This window comes from Nocardiopsis coralli (assembly GCF_014892575.1).
GTDB lineage: Bacteria > Actinomycetota > Actinomycetes > Streptosporangiales > Streptosporangiaceae > Nocardiopsis > Nocardiopsis coralli.
This window is the reverse complement of the sequence record NZ_JADBGI010000023.1, coordinates 68,959-87,746: the sequence shown is the minus strand read 5'-3', so window position 1 is coordinate 87,746 and position 18,788 is coordinate 68,959. Positions and strand designations below refer to the sequence as shown.

The window sequence follows — 18,788 nt, the reverse complement described above, 5'->3', positions numbered from 1 at the left end:
TCGCGCACCCCCGGTCCCGGGACCTTCCCCAGCCCCCAGGGCGCACACACGGCGTGGCCGCGCACCCGCGTCCGGTGACCGTGCGTCCGGCTCGCCGTGAGAGGAGACCGCGACCATTCCCCTCACCGACGCACGCACCGCCGTGGCCGGATCCGCCCTCGCGGCCACCGTCGTGGTCGTCGTGCCCGCCGTGCTCTACCCCCTGGTCGGCGTGTGGACCCTGCTCTGGCTAGTGCTCGTGGCCGCCGTCGCCGGGTTCCTGGCGCTGGGCGGGCCCGGGTCCCTGGGCGGGCCCGGGACCGCCGGACGCGACGGACACCAGGACGGCGCCGCGCAGGCGGACGGCCCCCGCGCCCACCCCGGCGCGGCCCACAACGGTTCCGCGCCCGCCTACGCCGACGGGCCCGCACACGGAACCAGGGTGGGCGAGATCGCCCTGGCCACGGCCGTCCCCGACTACGACCTGCAGCTCAGCGCCGTCGTGCACTGGCGCTGGTCCGGACACGTCGACCTGACCGTGCGCAACCCCGTCGCCCCCGCCGTCCGCGACGTCGTCTGCCGCGCCGCCACGAAGGTCGCCCGCACCCGCCCGCGCGACCACGCACGGACCGAGTGCGACCTGGCCGCGCACCTGGCGGTCGAGCACGCCGTCACCGGGACCGGCATCGTCGTCTGGGCCGAGCACGTGCGTCTGCACCTGCCCGAGGAGGACGCCGAACGCCTCGCCCGCCTCAGTGACCTGCGCAAGGACCTCGGGCTGCGGGCCGCGCTCCAGGAGACCGAACGCGCGCACGGGAACGCGTACGGACGCGCGCACGCAAGCGGTCCCGCCCGCGCACACGGGGGAGCGGTACCCGAACCCACCTCGGGGTACGGGTTCGGCCCGACCGACGGGCGGTTCGAAGGGGGAGCCCGCCCGGACGCCGGGGTGCACCCGGACGAGAGGGCACGGCCGTGGGAGAGCCACCCCGACGACGATCATCCCGTACGGTTCGGGCCCACCCCGGGTGAGCGCGGGCCTGCGTCCCGGCCCGAGCCCGGGCCGGTGCCGCCGCCCGCCGGTGGAGCGGCGTTCGGCGACCGCACACGTGGTGCCGCTGCCCCGCGCGATGCCGGACCCGGGGCAGCAGCCCGCCGAGGAACCCGGGCCGGTGAGTCCGCCCGCGGTCGGCGTCCGTGGGGCGGGTCCTGGTCCCGGTTCGGGGCGTCGCCCGCCTCCGAGCCCGAGGCCCCCGAGGACGGCTTCGACCCGTTCGAGGACGCGGCTCCCAACGCAAGTGAGGGCCGGGAGAGGCCCGAGGGGCCCGGCCTGCCCGCACCGCCCGCATCGCCCGGGCGCCGGCCGCCGTACGGTTCCCACCCGGAGCCCCACCCCGAGGGCCCCTACGCGCACGGTTCGCACGTGCACGGCCCGGGCGCACCACGCCCCGGGGCCCACGGGGACGACGGCGGCGAGGAGCACGACTACGTCTACCTCGACCCGGTCCACGGCATGCCCGAGGAGCCCGTCTTCACCGGTCCGGACCCCGCATCGAGCCCTTGGCACGACCCGGACGGCGCCGAACAGGGCCTCGGCCCAGAACTCGACCCCGACCCGGGCCTGCTCCCGGGCCACGACGTCGACGAGTACGGCTACGAGAGCTACTGGTGGCCGGCCGAGTCCATCCCGGACAGCGCCGAGGAGGACGTCCAGGTGGCGATCCTGCGCGGCATGATCGACGCCGTGCCCGACCGCCACGCCCGCGCCGAGTTCGCCGAGCAGCAGCTCAGCGCACTGGAGAAGGCCGGGTACGGCGAGGTCGCCCGCCGGGTCCGCGAAGGCTTCTGAGGCGGGCCCGCGCCCGCCGCCCTCAGCCGAACCGGTAGGCGTCGACCTCGGCGATGAGCTCGGCCCTGCGCTCCGGTGACAGGAACGAGGCCGTGAACGAGTTCCGGGCCAGCGTCCGCAGGTCCTCGTCGCTCAACCCCAGATGCTCCTGCACGCCCAGGTAGTTGTCGTGCACGTGCCCGCCGAAGTAGGACGGGTCGTCGGAGTTGACCGTCACCAGCAGCCCCGCGTCCATGAGCCGGCGCAGCGGGTGGTCGGCGAGGGTGTCCACCGCACGCAGCCGCACGTTCGAGAACGGGCACACGGTCAGCGGGACCTGCGTCCGCGCCAGGTGCTCGACCAGGTCGGGGTCGTCCAGGCTCCGGATCCCGTGGTCGATGCGTTCGGCGCCCAGCACCTCCAGCGCCTCCCGCACGTACGCGGCAGGACCCTCCTCGCCCGCGTGCGCGACCCGGCGCAGCCCGAGCCGACCGGCGGCCTCGAAGACCTCGGCGAACTTGCCCGGGGGGTGGCCCACCTCGGCCGAGTCCAGGCCGACCCCGCTGATGTGCTCCAGGTGCGGGCGGGCCGCCTCCAAGGTCGCCAGCGCGTCGTCGACCGGGTGGTCGCGCAGGAAGCACAGGATGAGCGCGGTCGAGACGCCGTACCGGTCCTCGCTGTCCTCCAACGCGCTGTTCAGGCCGTTCAGCACCGTCTCGAACGGCACCCCGCGTGTGGTGTGGGCCTGCGGGTCGAAGAAGATCTCCGCGTGCCGGACCCCCTGCGCGGCCGCGCGCTCCAGGTAGGCGGCGGCGAGGTCGCGGAAGTCGGCCTCGGTGCGCAGCACGTCCATGAGCTCGTAGTAGAGGTGCAGGAACGACTGGAGGTCGTCGAAGGAGTAGGCCTCGCGCAGCTCCGCGACGCCGGGGTGCTTCAGCGTGATGCCGTTGCGCCGGGCCAGCTCGAAGGCGAGTTCGGGCTCGAGGGTGCCCTCGATGTGGACGTGGAGTTCGGCCTTGGGGATGGGCATGTGCACCCGTGCTCTCTGTGGTGGTCTGCGTGCTCCGTCGCCATTGTGGCTGATGAGCGCATGTGGCCGGGCCGCCGGACGCGGACCACACCCCGGGCACGGGGCGGGGCGGGCCGGTGCACGAGGCCCCGGCCCGCAACGGTTCACGCGAGGTGGTGGACCTCCTGGAGCCCGTACACGGGCGTGGGGATGCCCTCGTGCCTGGCCTTCAACTGCAGGGCCAGGTAGAGCGAGTAGTGCCGGGACTGGGCCAGGTTGCCCCCGTGGAACCACAACCCCTCCTGCTGGGTGGGTTTCCACATGTTGCGCTCCTCTCCCTCCCACGGGCCGGGGTCCTTGGCGGTCTCCGACCCCAGCCCCCACACCTTGCCGACCTTGTCGGCGACCTCCTGGCCGATGAGGTCGGCGGCCCAACCGTTCATCGAGCCGTACCCCGTCGCGTACACGACCAGGTCGGCCTCCAGCTCGGTGCCGTCCTCCAACACCACCGACGTCTCGGTCAGCTCGGCCGCCTGGCCGTGGACCAGCCGCACGTGCCCGTCGGCGACCAGGCCGGCGGCGCCGACGTCGATGTAGTAGCCGGACCCGCGCCTGAGGTACTTCAGGAACAGCCCGGAACCGTCCTCGCCCCAGTCCAACCGGAAACCCGCGCGCTCCAACCGGGCGTAGAACTCCCGGTCGCGCTCGCGGATGCGGTCGTAGATCGGCCGCTGGAACGTGTGCATGATCCGGTAGGGGATCGAAGCGAAGGTCAGGTCGGCCTTCTCGGTGGTCGTCCCGGCCTCCAGGGCGCGCTCGGAGTACAGGTCGCCCAGGCCCAGATCCATGAGGGAATCGGACGTGACGATGTGCGTCGACGAACGCTGCACCATGGTCACGTCGGCGCCGTTCTCCCACAGGGCCCCGCAGATGTCGAAGGCCGAGTTGTTCGACCCGATCACCACGGCCTTCCTGCCCTGGTACGCGTCCGGGCCCGGGTGCTGCGAACTGTGGTGCTGGTCGCCGCGGAACCTGTCCTGCCCGGGGAGCTCCGGCACGTTCGCTTTCCCGGACATCCCCGTGGCGAGCACCAGGTGGCGCGGGTGCAGGACCACCTCCTCGCCGCCGCGGTCGACCACGACCGTCCACACGCCCTGCTCCTCGTCGTAGGAGGCCCGGCGGCACGTCGTGGAGGCCCAGTAGTTGACCTCCATGACCTTGGTGTACATCTCCAGCCAGTCCGCGATCTTGTCCTTGGGGGCGAACACCGGCCAGTTGCGCGGGAATGGCAGATAGGGGAGGTGGTCGTACCAGACGGGGTCGTGCAGGCACAGCGACTTGTACCGCCCGCGCCACTGGTCGCCGGGGCGCTCGTGGCGGTCCAGGACCACGTAGGGCACCCCCAGCTGCGTGAGCCGGGCGCCGAGCGCGATGCCGCCCTGACCGCCGCCGACCACCACCACGTACGGCTCGTAGGTGCGTCCCGGCCCTTCGACCTCAGCGGTGCGCCGCTCCGACCACGTGACCCGGTCCGGGTCGGCGCCGTGCACGGTGCCCAGCGGCCGGCGGGTGTCCAGCGGTTCCTCGTGGCCCGCCAACTCGTGGAGGGTCGTCAACAGGGTGAACGCGCCTTCTTCCTTCAGCCGCAGGTGGCCCTTGCCCCGACCGACCGCGGTCTCGAAGGAGATCCAGGCCTCGACGACCCCGTCGGCCTCCGTCGGCTCCTCGGTCACGCGGAAACCGGAGGGGTCGACCGTGTCCAGGACCGAACGCAGCATGTGCGCCACCCCGGAACGGCCCTCGACCGTCCGGAGGTTCCACGTGAAGGCGACCAGGTCGCGCCAGAAACAGGTGGTCGCGAACAGGTGCGCGGCACGTTCGGCGTCACGGTCGGTCAACGCGCGCTCGAAGGCCGAGAGCCAGCTCTCCACACGCCTGCGTGCGTCCGTCCCGCTCGCATCGGTCTCCAGGGTCTCGGACAGTGTCATGAGAGGGCCTCCTTGGCGTAACGTGATGGCAATCACAGCCCGCGTGGTGGGAGGCCCACAAGGGTTGCGCTCGATTGCGCGCCCCGGGCCCCGGCCCACGGCGCCGACGAGGACGGTGAGAGTGACGACCTTCCGAGCGATCGCCCCCGGAACCGACCTGACATCCCACGCACGCGCCCTCAGCCGCACCCGTGACGAGGTCATGGGCGGCGCCAGCCCCCGATCGCACCCCCGGAACCTGGTGGCCCGATCCTGGTCACGGGTCATGGACATGGGCCTGGACCCCGACGGGACCAACCCCAGGCATCACCTGCCCGCCGAGCAGGTCGAACACCGGCGGCGCACCTCGCCCCTGGCCGGGGTGCTGCCGGAACTGCGCGGCATGGTCGCTGCGGCCGCCCGCGCCTCCGAGTCGCTCATGGTGGTCACCGACGAGGACGGGGTCGTGCTCTGGCGCGACGGCGCGACACGGACCCGGTCCGGGGCCGACCGCCTCGGCTTCGGCGAGGGCTCCCGCTGGACCGAATCGGCGGTGGGCACCAACGCCATCGGCACCGCCCTGGCCGAGGGACACCCGGTGGAGCTGTTCGCCGCCGAACACTTCGAACAGCGCCAGATGCCCTGGTACTGCACCGCGGCGCCCGTGCACGATCCCCGCACGGGCCGGGTCCTCGGCGTCGTCGACCTCAGCGGCCCGGCGCTCACCCTGCACCCGATGACCGGGGCGCTGGTCGCCGGGGCTGCCCGCATGGCCGAGATGCGGTTGGCCGAACAGCACCGGCGCCGGCTCGACCGCATCCGCGACGGTGCCGGTCCCCGGGTCGCCGCACGCGAGGGCCCGTTCCTGCTCGTGGACGACGACGGGTGGGTGGCCCACGGCGACGGGCTGCCCCTGCCCGAGCGGGTCGCTGCACCGCAGGAGGGGCACGCACTCGCGGTCCCGGGGATCGGCGCGTGCCTGCCCGACCCCGTGGGCGAAGGATGGCTGCTGCGCCCGTGCTCCCGGTCGGACGGAGGAACCGTCGACCTGCGCCTGGACCTGGCGGGAGCCCCGAGCGCGGAGGTCGCGGGTGGAGGACGCCGCTGGCGCACGGGGCTCACCACCCGCCACGCGGAGATCCTCCTGATGCTGTACCTGGCCGGCCCCGACGGCATCGGTGCCGCCACGCTCAGCCGTGCGCTGCACGGGGACGACGCGCACGTGGTCAGTGTCAGGGCGGAGGTGTCCCGACTGCGCCGGGTGCTGGGCGCCGTGCTGTTGTCGAGGCCCTACCGGTGCGCGGAGGGGGTGCGCCTGGAGGTGGACGGGGGAGGGGTCGCCCGGCTGAGCGAGAACGCCTTCGTGCGTGAGCACGCCTGCGAGCGGGTGCGCGAGGCGGTGCGTGCCATGGAGGCGGGTGCGGGTGGTGCCGCGCGGTAGGTCCGAAGCCCTGCGGTCGGCTGTGGGCGGGTGCCGCGCGGGTCCGAAGCCCTGGGGTCGGTTCCGGTGATCGCTGCGTGGTGGGTCCGGGCTCTGGGGTCGGCTGTGGGCAGCGCCGCCCCATGGGCCCGGGGTTCTGCGGGTGTCTGGGCGGTGCCGCTGTGCGGTAGATCCGGGGCCCGGTGCCGGCTGTGGGCAGTGCCCCGGCGGGCCAGGCCCGACCGTGAGTGAGGGCCCGTGCCTGTGTGGGCCGTGTGGGCCGTGTGGGCTGCCTACCCCGGCGGGAAGCATCCCGGTGTGGACGGACCCGAACGCACACCCGACGGCCATCACGTACTCATCAACGGCAGGCGCTGGCGGGCCTCCGACCCCGACCTGCCCGAACAGGTGCGCGAACGCCTGGTGGGCTCGCTCATGGCGGCCCGCAGGCAGGTCGGTGCCGCACGCCGTTCCGGGGACCGGGAGGCCGAGGAGGACGCCCGACGGCGCGTGCAGTGCGCCAAGGAAGGGCTGGGCGAACGCGGCACCCCCTGGTGGGAACTGGGCCCCGACGCCCGTCGGCGCCGTTGGCAACAGGCCCTGCACCGGTTGGAGGGGAACGGCCGCGCGCTGGAATGAGCCGCGCGGACTCCGGGGCGGGACAGTGACCGTGTTCCGAGTGCACACCGACGGTGCGTGCGGGCCCCGGCCGTGGTCGGCTCTCTGTCGCGCCCGGGTCCCACATCTCGGCGTTCCGTGTGCCCGGGGCGGGCCGGGGCGGTCTTGCGGTCCGGCACCGCGCCCGTGGTCGGGGTGCGTGCGTCCGGGGTGGATCGCTGATGCCGGGTCCTTCGCCGGCGCACCGGCACCTCGGCACGGGCCGCCCGGGTTCCCGGTTCCCCGCCCCCGCAGGGCGCGTGGCATCCTGGGAACCCAGGACCACGGCCGGGAGGAACACCCCCACATGAGCATCGACGTGCCGCAGGAGCGACCCCGCCCGGCCCTGGGCTCGCTCAGCGGGCGCGCCAGTCTGCGTTCCCGTGTGGCCGAGGCCCTGCGCGAGGCCCTGGTGGTCGGCGAGCTCGAACCAGGCAGCATCTACTCCGCGCCGGCCCTTGCCCAACGCCTCGGCGTCTCGGCCACCCCCGTGCGCGAGGCGATGATGGAGCTCGCGCAGGAAGGGCTGGTCGAGCCCCTGCGCCACCGGGGGTACCGGGTCGTGGAGTTCAGCGACCGCGCCCTGGACGAGATCCTGGAAGTGCGGACCCTCCTCGAAGCGCCCATGGTCGGGCAGGCCGTTCCCCTGGCCGGGCCGGAGCAGGTCGCGGACCTGCGCGCGCTCGCCGACGGCATCGAACGCGCCGCCGCCGACGGGGACCTCACCGGGTTCATCGCCGCTGACACCGCCTTCCACCTGCGTCTCCTGAGCATCGCGGGCAACACCCGGCTCGTGGAGGAGGTGCGGCGCCTGCGCGGGATGTCGCGACTGTCGGCGGTGAAGCGTCTGCACGAAGAAGGGCTGCTGGCCTCCACCATGCGGGAGCACCACGCGCTCCTGGACCTGGTCGAGGCGGGCGACGCGGCCGGGGCCGAGGACCTCATGCGCCGCCACCTCGGGCACGTCCGGGGCGTGTGGGCGGGCCGTTCCGAGCAGGCCTGAGGCCCCGGTCCGGGCCGGACGTCGGGCCGGTTCTCGACGCCCGGTCAGGACCCCCTTCGTGCCGGGACGTGCCGGAACACCTGCTGCGGTGGGACACACGTGGGGTGTCCAGTGGGCCGGCGTGGGACGTGCGAGCGGGTCGGCCCGAGAACCCTGCGGGCAGGCGTGTGCCCGGGAAAACCCGCGAAGCCCGTGCGTGCAGGCGCGCGGGGAACCGCACCAGCGCGCGCCCGGAGCCCGTACCGCCCCGGCGAGCCGAGGTGGCACGCGCAGGGTGGACGCGAACGCACGCGGGTCCGGTCACCCGAAGCCGTCGGGCGGGGCCGTGTCCCCGGGGGGCGTGCGCGGGGACACGGCCCGCATCTCTCACCCCGTATGCCGAAACCTCCGGGAAACCCCGCCGACCTGGGGTTCCGGTGAGTCTCTGTCCGGGGTCTCCGTCGGGTCACGAAAGGACCCCTGACTCTTGTTCCGTGCAACGTACAATTGTACGTTGCACAGGTCTCGTTACCTGGCCCACACCGTCCCCCACACGGGCCCCGTCCCCCAGGAGTTGTGCGTGTCCCCGCAACAACAATCCACGGTCGGCAAACCCGCCACCAACCGCCGAGTCCTCATCGGCAGCCTCAACGGCAGCGCCATCGAGTGGTTCGACTTCTTCCTCTACGCCACCGCCGCAGCGATCATCTTCGACAAGCAGTTCTTCCCCAACGACGACCCCTTCATCTCGTTGCTGCTGTCGTACCTGTCGCTGTCCCTGACCTTCTTCATCCGCCCCTTCGGCGGCATCGTCTTCTCCCACATCGGCGACCGCATCGGCCGTAAGAAGACCCTGGTCATCACGCTCTCCCTCATGGGCGGCGCCACGGTCGCGATCGGCCTGCTGCCCACCTACGCCCAGGTCGGCGTGCTCGCGCCCCTGCTGCTCATCGCCTGCCGCATCATCCAGGGCCTGGCCATCGGCGGCGAATGGGGCGGTGCGCTCCTGCTCGCCTACGAGTACGCACCCAAGAAGCGGCGCGGGTTCTTCGGCTCCGTGCCCCAGACCGGCATCACCATCGGCATGCTCATGTCGACCATCGCGTTCAGCCTGGTCAGCCTGCTCCCCGACGAACAGTTCGAGTCGTGGGGCTGGCGCATCCCCTTCATCGCCAGCGTCGTGCTCGTCTTCGTCGGCCTGTGGATCCGCAAGGGCCTGGCCGACACCCCCGCCTTCCGCAAGGCCAAGGAGAGCGGCGCCATCGCCAAGCTCCCCATCAAGGACACGATGCGCGACCACTGGCGCTCGGTGCTCGTGGCCGTCGGAGCCAAGGTCGTGGAGACCGCGCCGTTCTACATCTTCGCGACCTTCGTGGTCAGCTACGCCACCGGCATCCTCGACATGCGCGAATCGGTCGTGCTCAACGCCGTCAGCGCGGGCGCGCTGGTCAGCACGTTCGTGATCCTGGCCATGGGCTCCCTCTCCGACCGCATCGGCCGCCCCAAGGTCTACCTCGGCGGAACCGTACTCATCGCCCTGTTCTCGGTGCCGTTCTTCCTGCTGCTCAACCTGCAGATGAACTGGGCGGTCTACGCGGCCGTGGTCATCAGCCTCGGTGTGGTCTGGCCCCCGGTCACCGCCACCCTGGGCACCCTGACCTCGGAGATCTTCCCCGCCCGGGTGCGCTACACCGGCGTCACCCTCGGCTACCAGATCGGCGCCGCCCTCGCCGGCGGTACCGCTCCGCTGCTGGCCACGTGGATGCTCGCCACCTTCGACGAGGCCTGGTGGCCCATCGCCGCCTACATGGTCGGGCTCGCCGTGATCTCCTTCGCCGCCGTCTCCCTCGCCGGGCCGGTCCTGCGCAAGGAGACCGCGATGCTGCGGGCTCGCGGCCTGAGCATCGAGTCCGTGGCACCCGGAACCGACCACACCGCCGACGCGAACAGCACCGCCGACGCCGAGGCCGGCGCCGCCCACGGTGCCGACCGCGACCAGAACCAGGAGCAGGCATGATCCCCGACCCCACCGCGACCGCCGCGAGCACCGCGGATGCCGCGACCACCGTGACCGGCGCGACCGGCGCGACCGGCGGGCTGCCCTTCGTCGACGCCGACGAGGTCGCGCGCCGCATCGGCCCCGACCGCGCCCGCGAGCTGGTGCAGAAGGCCCTGCGGGACGGCTTCGACCCCGCCCACGACCCCGCGCGCGTTCACACCGGCGCGGGCGACGGACACCTGCTCCTGATGCCCTCGACCCTGGGCGGATGGGTCGGCGTCAAGGTCGCCACCGTCTCGCCCGAGAACCCGGGACGCGGGCTGCCCCGCATCCAGGCGGTCTACGTGCTCATGGACGCGCGCACCCTCACCCCGCGCCTGATGGTGGACGGTGTCAGCCTGACCTCGCTGCGCACCCCCGCCACCTCCGCCGTGGCCGCCGACCACCTCACCGCTCCGGACGCCGCCACCCTCGTGGTGTTCGGCAACGGACCGCAGGCCGTCGAGCACACCGTTGCGATGTCCCGGATCCGCGACTTCACCGACGTGCGCCTGGTCGGACGCAACCCGCACAAGGTGCGCGCCGCCCTCGACGAGCTCGCCGACCGCGGGATCGACGCCCGTCCCGGGAAACCCGAGGACGTCGCCGGGGCCGACCTCGTGGTGTGCGCGACCTCCGCGGCCGAACCGCTCTTCGACGGATCGCTCGTGGACGACGGCGCGTGTGTCGTCGCGATGGGCTCCCACGAGACCGACCGGCGTGAGCTCGACGCAGGCCTCATGGGGCGCGCCTTCGTCGTCGTCGAGGACCGGGGCGCGGCGCTACGCGAGTGCGGCGACGTCGTCATGGCCGTCGACGAGGGTGCCCTGACGCCCGACGACCTCACCGGACTGGCGCCGCTGGTGCGCGGGGAGGTGTCGCGGCGCGAGGACCGGCCCAACGTCTTCAAGGGCTCGGGGATGTCCTGGCAGGACCTCGCCGTCGCCGTGGGTGTCGCGCCCGAGGCGCCGGAGGTCTGACGCGGGGGGTGGGTGCCTGACGCAGGAGGTGGGGCTCGGGCCCCGCCGCGCCGAAGGCGCCCAGCCCTCAGCGCTGTGACCCGGCCGGGCCTCTCCCGGCTGGGGGCGGCGGGCCCCCGTGCCCCGGGCCGGCCGTCCTCCGGCCCGGGGCCCGAGGGAGAATCGACGCATGGCCGTCTCCGCCCTCCGCCCCCGTCGGCCCTCTTCCACGGGCCGTTCGCCGGAAGCACCGTCCCCGTACCCGCCGCTGTCCCTGCTCCGGCAGGCGTGGCTGGACGTCTCCTTCGTGCACTGGGAGGTGGACCCCGCCGCCGTCGCACCCCTGCTGCCGCCGGGCACCCGGCCGGACACCCTCGACGGAGTCACCTACGCGGGACTGGTCGCCTTCCGGGTGCCGAGCAGCCTGGTCGCGGGAGCCGTGCCCACCGGCGCGTTCGGGGAGGTGAACGTGCGCCTGTACTCCGTCGACGAGCGGGGGCGCCGCGGTGTCGTGTTCCTGACCATGGACGCCGACTCCGCCCCCCTCGTCGCGGCCGCCCGCGCCGTGACGGGGTTGCCCTACGTGTGGTCGGACGTGTCCGTGCGGGGAGGACCGGGAGGGCCGGGCCCCGGTGGCCGCCGTGCGGGCGCCGTGGAACGCCGCTTCCCGGGCACGGCCCACGGGTCGTGGTCCCTGGACGTCGGGGATCCGGTGCCCGAACCCGGGCCCCTGGAGCGCTTCCTCACCGCACGCTGGGGTCTGCACACCCGGCACCTGGGGCGCACGCGGTGGGTGCAGATCCACCACCAACCGTGGCCCCTGCACCGTGCGCGGCTCCGGCACCTCGACGGCGACCTCCTGACCGCCGCGGGGGTGGAGCCCCTCACCGGGGAACCCGCGTCCGTGCTGTGGTCGCCCGGGTTGACCTGCGAGCTCCTGCCCTTCCCGGTGTGAGGCCCGGGCCCGGTGGCGCCGCCCCGGGCCGCGCCACCCCGTCTCGTCAGCGCGGCGGGGGCTTCTTCGGGAGGCTGATGATCACGTCCATGCCGAGGTGTGCCTTGAGCATGTGGATGAGGTTGTCGTACTCGATGATCTGCATGCGCCCGTGGCGGCGGGCGTGGTCGTGGCCGCCCTTGGTGACCCACGAGGTCGTGACCATGATGCCCTTCGAGGCGTGCTTGTCCTCCATGGTCCCCGCCAGCTCCCGGACCGCGGCGACCCCGACGGCCCGGCTGTACCTCTTGGCCTGGATCACGCAGAGCCCGCCGACGATCGGGTCCTCGTTGGTGGCCACGGCGTCCACCCCGTCGTCCTTGGACGCCTGCGTCACCCACGACTGCATACCGATCCCCTCGAACAGCTGGCGGACCAGGTGCTCGAACTCGTTCGCGCTCAGCTCCAGCAGGTCGGTGCGGCCGTCCAGGTCGGTGGGTGCGTCCACCCCGTCCACGAACCGGAACTGTTCGAGGAGCGCCTCGAAGTCGACCATGGGGCGCACCGGTTCGTGGTCCCCCGGGTGCGGTGAGACCCGCGCCCCCAGCTGCTGCTTCACGCACGTGACCGGGTCCAGGTCGGAGAGCACGAGGCTGTCGAACGTCTCACGGTCGGAGGACACGGCTAGAAGGTAGGGCTTGCTCGGTCGACCGGTGGCAGGGTCGGCCGACTGCACGAAACCGTTGAAGACCACACGGTCCAGCACCTCGGGCGCCTTGACGGAGAACGCGTACCGCAGCACCTTCAGCGCCGTCTGGGCCAGCACGCTCGCGTAGAGGGCCTTGATCTCTTTCGGAGGGCGCGGCTTCGCGTCGGTCTCCTCGCGTGTCTGCACGTACTTGTAGGAGCGCGTGGCCGGAACGACCTCCTCGGTAGGGAACTCGTAGTCGACGACGAGCTCCCGCGGCTCACGCCGGTACACGAGCTGAAAGGCGTGAGGGAAGCCCTCGGGGACCGGCATGCCCCCGAGCACGGTCTCGACGTAGGTGATGACCGCGTCGTGGTCGCCCTCGTGGAACTTGCTGCGGAGTTCGTCGATGCTCGCGTTGTGCTCGCTGGCCTCCCGTTCCTCCTGGTGCAGGTGCTCCCGGTGCTCCTGCTCGAGCTCGGCGAGGCGGCGCAGGCGCTCCTTCTCCCGCGCGGCGTGCTCGTCCTGCAACACCTCGAACGCCCGGCCGGCCTCGGCCAACCGGCGCTCGTGAGCCCCACGTCCGCCGAGGAACCGGTCCAGGAACCCCGGGGGCTCAGGGGCGTGGTCGGCCCACTCGGGTTCCGGCTCCGGGGCGTCGAGGCCCTGCGGGTCGAAAGGGGCGGGACGGAAGGGCCGCTTCAGGGCCTCGAAGTCCGGTGCGCCCGGCGGAGGGGTGTCGGCGCGGAGCAGCCCGGAGAGCTCCGCGACCCGCGCTTCGCACTCGGCCGTGGCCGCCTCGGCATCGGCCCGGCCCTGCTCGATGCGCAGCTGCTTCTTCTCCTTCTCGGTGGCAGCGGCCCGCTTCCGGGCTTCCCGCTCGGCCTTCTCCTGGTCCCGCTGCTCCTGGGCCTGCGCCTGCATGAACTCGCGGGCCGACTGCTGTTCGAGGCGCCTGCTGCGCTCCCACTCCTTGCGGAACCGGCTCCACACGCTCCTGGCCACCCGTGTCCTCCTTCGGCTTCGGATTCGGCCCGGTGGTCGGGGTCGATGTCCTTTTACATCACAGCTCGGACAGAACACCCGGCGCGACCGGAAGAGCTGCTCGCAGGAGGCGCCCCGAACGGGGCCGGCGGGCCAGGCGGCCCCGTTCGGCAGGGCACCGGATCAACACCGGCTCAATAGTGGCTCGCCCGGGGCAGGAACGGGCTCGGTTCACCGGAGTAGGACACGTGCAGGCTGTCCCGGGCGCGCGTGCACGCCACGAACAGCAGGTTCCGCTCGCGCTGCAGGTCGTGCGCGTGCGCGACCGCGTCCTCTGAGGCGTCCGTGACATGGGCCAGGTCCGGCAGGTGCTCCGCGCCGACGGACACCACCGCCACGCACCGGAACTCCAGCCCCTTCATCGAGTGCATGGTGCCCACCCGGACACCCGAGTTCTCCGCGAGCGCGCACGTCTCGATCCCGGCTTCGGTCAGCGCCGAGCGGGCCTTGCGGACCAGGGCGTCGGAGCGCGCCGCGATCCCGATCGCGTCCGGCTCGACACCGTCCCGCAGCCAGCCCTCGACCGTGCGCACGAGCTCGTCGAGCTCCTCCTCGGCCGAACCGTGGCCGCGCAACACCGGCCGGCGGCCGTGGAGTGGGGACCCGTAGTCCTGCAGAGTCGAACGCACCCCGTCGAACCCCTCGACCGGCGCCGTTCCGAGCACCCCGACCGCCCAGTTCAGGATCTCCTGCGTGCTCCGGTAGCTCACCGTCAACCGGTGGCTGCGCCCGCGCACGTTGACCCCGACCCGCGCCATCGACACGTGGTGGTCGTAGATGCGCTGGTGCGGGTCCCCGGCGATGAACAGGTCGTCCGGGCCCTCGTCGACCAGTGCCCGGACCAGGCGCCACTTGGCCGGGTGGAGGTCCTGCGACTCGTCCACCACGATGTGGCGGTACAGGCGCTCGCCGGTGCGTTCGAGCAGGTCCGCGGCCTCGGCGGCGAGGGAGGTGAAGATCCACTGGTTGTGCTCACGCATCTCCTGGGTCGCCGCAAGGATCGCAGCCCACACCTGCCGCTTCTGCTGCTCGCCCAGGCGGTTGGCCCTCCCGCGCCCGCGCCTTCCGGCCTCCATGTACTCGCGCTCGGTGCGCAGGTCCTGAGCCAGCACGACGTGTTCCCACTCCTCGAGCAGGAACCGTCCGGAGACGTCGAGGCCGGCGGCGTGGGCGTCCCATCGCGGCGCCAGTGCGTTCGCGAACTTCATGTCGGGCTTGCCGTGGGCCTTGCGCACCACCTGGTAGGCGATCTTGTCGATGTTGCGCACGTCCACGAGGCGGCGGCGCTCCTCGTCCGGGACGAGGAGGTTCACCTGCGCCTGCAGTGCCGCGTCGAGGGTCTTGGTGAAGGTCGTGAACAGGATCGGCTTCTCGGGGGCCCGGGTCTGGGCCTTCGGCGCGGTGTCCTGCTCGAGGGGCAGGGAGAGCTGGTCGCTGTCACCATCGGTTCCGGTGCCCGTGTCCACGTACCGCTCGGTCAGGTGCGCGATCCGGTGCAGTGCGGTGACGGTCTTGCCCGTGCCCGCACCCCCGGTCACCATGACCGGCCCCGAGTACTGCTTCTTGCGGGCGATGCGCACCTGGCGCGGGTGCAGGAAGGTGCGCCACACGTCGAAGGGGTGGTCCAACAGCTCGCGGAGCTCCTCGGGGCCCTCCACGAACACGGCCTGGTCCGGGCTGCGGCGGATGGCCGTCGCCAGGTCGTCGGGGTCGACCGTGCCCGGCTCGACCTTCTCGACGAGGTCGCGGCTGATCTGAGTCCATGCCTCGTCCGGGGTCATGCCCGAAGCGAGGGCGGTGAGCGCGTCGTGCTGGGGTTTGGGGAGGCTCTGGCCGTAGGAATCCAGGTGGCTCTCGTCCGGGAGCAGGCGGGCGATGCGCAGCGTCTCCTCGTCGATGCCGAGCTGGGTGAAGTGTTTGTCCGGCACACCGGCGAACAGCGCACCGCCCGAGTCTCCGACCGTCGGCGCGAGCGCGTTGCTCACCGCGTGCATCGCGGACTCGTCGCGGAACTCCAGCACGCCCAGGACCTGGTTCACCGAGGGGCGCCGGTTGCGGATGTACCGGTACGCCTCGTTGTGCGGAAGAACGGTGACCAGGAGGTACAGGTCGCCGTTCTCCGGAGCCAGCACTATGCCCCGATGGTTCAGGTTGATGCGCAGCGTGCGCCAGCGGGGGTCACAGGCCGACTCCAGTTTCTCCAGATGCCCGCCGGCGTAGAAGGTGTCGGCGAACTTGTCGAGGGCGTCGTCCACGCCCTTGCGCAGCTTCTTGTCCAGGGCCGCGTAGGTCTGGAGGAAATCCTTCGCGATCGCGAGCTGGGGCACGGGAGCCTTTCCGGGGCAGGGGGTCCAGGGGGAAGCTCTGGGGAGAGCCCGTGGCCACACAGCGTAGACAACAGGGGCCTTCCCGCGCCCGGCCCGTACGGGACGAAGTACCCGTAGCGGACGCCCGTGGCCGGTTCCGGCCACGGGGCTGACGGTCACTGATGCACAGCCGAAGACACCAGTGCCATGGGCCGTGCAGCCGTCTTCCCTGCACACCCTCGGTGCTGCGGCGGCCTCGGTCGAGGGCGGTCGACAGATGCCGGCTGAATGGCCGCAGAACGGATGTATCGGGGTGTACGTATCCTACGAAGCGCTTGCGAAGATCCAGTTCCCCGCCCTGGGTCTCTCACTTCTGCGCACCGCCTACTGGAGTACACTTGACGGCTTTTCGGCGATCTGCTTCCTCTCTCGCTTCCTCCTCCTCACTCGAAGAGGAGCTGGGCGATCTCATCGCAGAACACGTTCGCCATACGTTCAGGCATTCACCCGGACCTGCAGAAATTCGCTCCTGGAACCGTAGCCTGCCGAAGCTCGCCACGGATCTGGTCGACGCCGGCCTGGGCGATGTGGAAATGCTCATCGAGTACAAGGTTCCCCTGACCGACAAACGCGTCGACGTGGTGCTGTCCGGTCAGCACCCGAAAACGGGCGAGGACAGTTACGTCGTCGTTGAGCTCAAGCAGTGGAGTGAGGCGGAGCTGTGGGAGGAGAACCCGTCCATGGTCCTGGTCCCCAACCAACCTGGCGGGCCCAAGCTCCACCCCGTGCTCCAAGTGCGTGCCTACTGCGAGCACATCAGCGATTTTGTCGCATCCTTGTCCGACGCGGACAAACAACTGCGAGGCGTCGCCTACCTGCACAACGCGTATGAACCTGCGGTGCGCGACCTTTTCGAGCTCCCCCAAGACGACCGGGGGAGTCTGTTCACCTCCCAGAATCGCGGAGAATTCCAGACCTTCCTGCGGAGCCGCTTTGCTCCGGAGTCGGGCGCGGCTGCCGGCGACAGGCTTCTGAGCGGCAAGATCAGACCGAGTCGACAGCTCATGAAGGTCGCGTCCGAAGAGGTCAAGGAGCGCCCCCGGTTCACGCTCCTGGACGAGCAGCAGGTGGCGTTCCGAACGGTCCTCCATGCGGTGAACCGCGCCCACGAGCAGAACCAGAAGACGGCCGTCATCATCAGCGGCGGGCCGGGGAGTGGAAAGAGCGTGATCGCTCTCTCCTTGTTGGGCGAGCTTTCCCGTCAAGGATTGGGGACCCTGCATGCCACTGGGTCGCGTGCCTTCACACAGACCATGCGCCGTGTCGCAGGATGGCGTAGTGAACGCACCAAGAGCCTGTTCAAGTATTTCCATCAATTCATGGAAACGCGGCCGAACGAATTCGATGTGCTGATCTGCGACGAGGCGCACCGTATTCGGGAAAAATCCGTGCATCGGTTCACCCGAAAAGATTTGCGCGCCGTCAGTCGTCCTCAGGTCGACGAGCTCCTCGCCGCAGCACGGGTCCCTGTGTTCTTTCTGGACGAGCATCAGGTCGTCCGTCCCGGCGAGATGGGCACCGTCGAGACCATCCGTGAGCATGCCCATCGCCAGGGCATGCTCGTCCACAAGGTCGAGCTCGACGGGCAGTTCCGCTGTGGGGGAAGCGCGAAGTACGAGGAATGGGTGCTCCGGCTCCTCGGGCTGGTCCCCGGAGGGCCGATCCCGTGGGAGGGGGACGAGGACTTCACGTTGGCTTCCGCCTCGGCCCCCTCTGACATGGAGGACGAGCTCCGGCGGGCCATCGACGCCGGCTACTCGGCCCGCATGAGCGCGGGTTACTGCTGGCCGTGGAGCAAGGCGGAGAAGGACCAGCCGCTGAAGGATGATGTCCGCATCGGTGACTGGACCCGCCCCTGGAACAGTCGTCTGGATCAATGGACGTTCGGCGCACCGCCCAGCGCCCTGTGGGCCACCGAAGAAGGCGGCTTCGACCAGGTGGGGTGTGTCTACACGGCTCAGGGGTTCGAGTACGACTGGTCCGGAGTGATCATCGGCCCGGACCTCGTGTTCCGCAACGGTCACCTGGTGGTCGACCGGAGCGCCAGCAGGGACCCCGTGCTCCAGAAGAAGCCGACCGAGGAAGAGGCCGAGGTGTTGATCAGGAACACCTACAAGGTCCTGATGACCCGTGGCATGCGTGGAACGCTGCTGTTCTCGACCGACCCCGAGACACAGGAGTTCCTGAACGGTCTCATCGGGCCGAGTCGTGGTTCAGCCGTGCGGACTCCTGCGTGAGAGAAGAGAGGTCCGGCGACACCTGAACGCTGAGGGCCTGTAGTCAGACGCAAGAACCGCCCCTTGGGCGCAACCGCCACACCAACGATCAACGCCGCCGACCGAGGACGGCCGCGCCTCTCGTACGGGCCAGGTTGTTCGTTCCTCGCCGAAGCTCGGGGCGCTCAACCTGGCCCTCTGTATGAGCGCTGTGCAGGGCATGACTTATCAGGTGCAGGGATCCTGGCAGGAGGCGGTGGTGGGACCGCCCCCCATCAGGGTGACAGGCGGGCCCCTCACCACCCCACACCCATCAAAGACCCGGGGCGGCCGGCTCTCCACCCGTCTTCAGCGGAGCGGCTTCGATGATGGCGCCCAGCAGGGAACGGGATGCCTCCAGGTCCCTGATGTTCCGGTTCATGCGATCGCGTGCCGCGGAGAGGTCGAGCACCATTTCGGCGCACGTCGGCACGGGGGTGTCGCCCGCGCCGTCCTCGCTGAAGCAGTGGAGGATCTGGGCGATCAGCTCCGTGTTCAGGCCGGCCGAGATGAGTGTCCGGATGCGTTCGACCACGACGACATCGGAATCGCGGTACTCGCGGTACCCACTGGGGTGCCGTTGAGGAGCGAGGAGCCCTTGCTCTTCGTAGTAGCGCAGTGAACGCACGCTCACGTTCGTCCGTCGGGACAGTTCACCGATC

At 71.3% G+C, this 18,788-nt stretch carries 13 protein-coding genes; 8 read left to right on the top strand and 5 right to left on the bottom strand.

The window, feature by feature from the left end; genetic code table 11:
- The first annotated feature begins 142 nt into the window (after window positions 1-142).
- Window positions 143-1,828 carry an ICP22 family protein gene (locus IDM40_RS28355; protein WP_328807094.1) on the top strand — a complete coding sequence of 562 codons (1,686 nt, stop codon included), beginning with the start codon at window positions 143-145 and terminating at the stop codon, window positions 1,826-1,828.
- Window positions 1,829-1,850: 22 nt separating this feature from the next.
- Here IDM40_RS28355 and IDM40_RS22120 read toward each other — a convergent pair whose 3' ends face one another.
- Together IDM40_RS22120 and IDM40_RS22115 are read right to left on the bottom strand one after the other, a co-directional pair.
- A complete protein-coding gene (locus IDM40_RS22120; protein ID WP_193123959.1) occupies window positions 1,851-2,837 on the bottom strand; it encodes an adenosine deaminase in 987 nt (328 codons plus the stop codon).
- 143 nt (window positions 2,838-2,980) lie between these two features.
- The gene (locus IDM40_RS22115; protein WP_193123958.1) at window positions 2,981-4,804 is read right to left on the bottom strand and encodes a flavin-containing monooxygenase; all 1,824 of its coding nucleotides are present in this window, start codon (window positions 4,802-4,804) and stop codon (window positions 2,981-2,983) included.
- Window positions 4,805-4,925: 121 nt separating this feature from the next.
- On the opposite strand from IDM40_RS22115, the gene IDM40_RS22110 reads away from it, so the two are divergent.
- The 6 genes from IDM40_RS22110 (at window position 4,926) to IDM40_RS22085 (ending at window position 11,794) form a co-directional block, all read left to right on the top strand.
- On the top strand, window positions 4,926-6,224 hold the full coding sequence (locus IDM40_RS22110) for a GAF domain-containing protein (protein ID WP_193123957.1): 1,299 nt from the start codon (window positions 4,926-4,928) through the stop codon (window positions 6,222-6,224).
- 297 nt (window positions 6,225-6,521) lie between these two features.
- Entirely contained in the window at window positions 6,522-6,842 is a 321-nt protein-coding gene (locus tag IDM40_RS22105; RefSeq protein WP_193123956.1) for a hypothetical protein, read from the top strand.
- Window positions 6,843-7,167: 325 nt separating this feature from the next.
- Complete coding sequence (locus IDM40_RS22100) at window positions 7,168-7,863, top strand: GntR family transcriptional regulator (protein WP_193123955.1); 696 nt, start codon at window positions 7,168-7,170, stop codon at window positions 7,861-7,863.
- A gap of 559 nt (window positions 7,864-8,422) precedes the next feature.
- A complete protein-coding gene (locus IDM40_RS22095) occupies window positions 8,423-9,859 on the top strand; it encodes an MFS transporter (protein WP_193123979.1) in 1,437 nt (478 codons plus the stop codon).
- Window positions 9,856-10,860 carry an ornithine cyclodeaminase family protein gene (locus IDM40_RS22090; protein WP_235997837.1) on the top strand — a complete coding sequence of 335 codons (1,005 nt, stop codon included), beginning with the start codon at window positions 9,856-9,858 and terminating at the stop codon, window positions 10,858-10,860. Before IDM40_RS22095 ends, IDM40_RS22090 begins: the two co-directional genes overlap by 4 nt.
- Before the next feature lie 169 nt (window positions 10,861-11,029).
- Window positions 11,030-11,794 carry a DUF2071 domain-containing protein gene (locus IDM40_RS22085; RefSeq protein WP_193123954.1) on the top strand — a complete coding sequence of 255 codons (765 nt, stop codon included), beginning with the start codon at window positions 11,030-11,032 and terminating at the stop codon, window positions 11,792-11,794.
- Between the two features lie 46 nt (window positions 11,795-11,840).
- Here the strand turns inward: IDM40_RS22085 and IDM40_RS28885 are convergent, their stop codons facing one another.
- Window positions 11,841-13,466: a restriction endonuclease gene (locus IDM40_RS28885; RefSeq protein ID WP_216631147.1), complete on the bottom strand. Its 1,626-nt coding sequence runs from the start codon at window positions 13,464-13,466 to the stop codon at window positions 11,841-11,843.
- Window positions 13,467-13,639: 173 nt separating this feature from the next.
- The gene (locus IDM40_RS22075) at window positions 13,640-15,832 is read right to left on the bottom strand and encodes a UvrD-helicase domain-containing protein (RefSeq protein WP_193123953.1); all 2,193 of its coding nucleotides are present in this window, start codon (window positions 15,830-15,832) and stop codon (window positions 13,640-13,642) included.
- A 377-nt stretch (window positions 15,833-16,209) separates the two neighbouring features.
- Between IDM40_RS22075 and IDM40_RS22070 the strand changes: the two genes are divergently transcribed.
- The gene (locus tag IDM40_RS22070; RefSeq protein WP_193123952.1) at window positions 16,210-18,108 is read left to right on the top strand and encodes a DUF2075 domain-containing protein; all 1,899 of its coding nucleotides are present in this window, start codon (window positions 16,210-16,212) and stop codon (window positions 18,106-18,108) included.
- 292 nt (window positions 18,109-18,400) lie between these two features.
- Here the strand turns inward: IDM40_RS22070 and IDM40_RS22065 are convergent, their stop codons facing one another.
- Window positions 18,401-18,760 (bottom strand): MerR family transcriptional regulator, encoded by a 360-nt coding sequence (locus IDM40_RS22065; RefSeq protein ID WP_407940036.1) that lies wholly within the window; start codon window positions 18,758-18,760, stop codon window positions 18,401-18,403.
- Window positions 18,761-18,788: the final 28 nt, after the last annotated feature.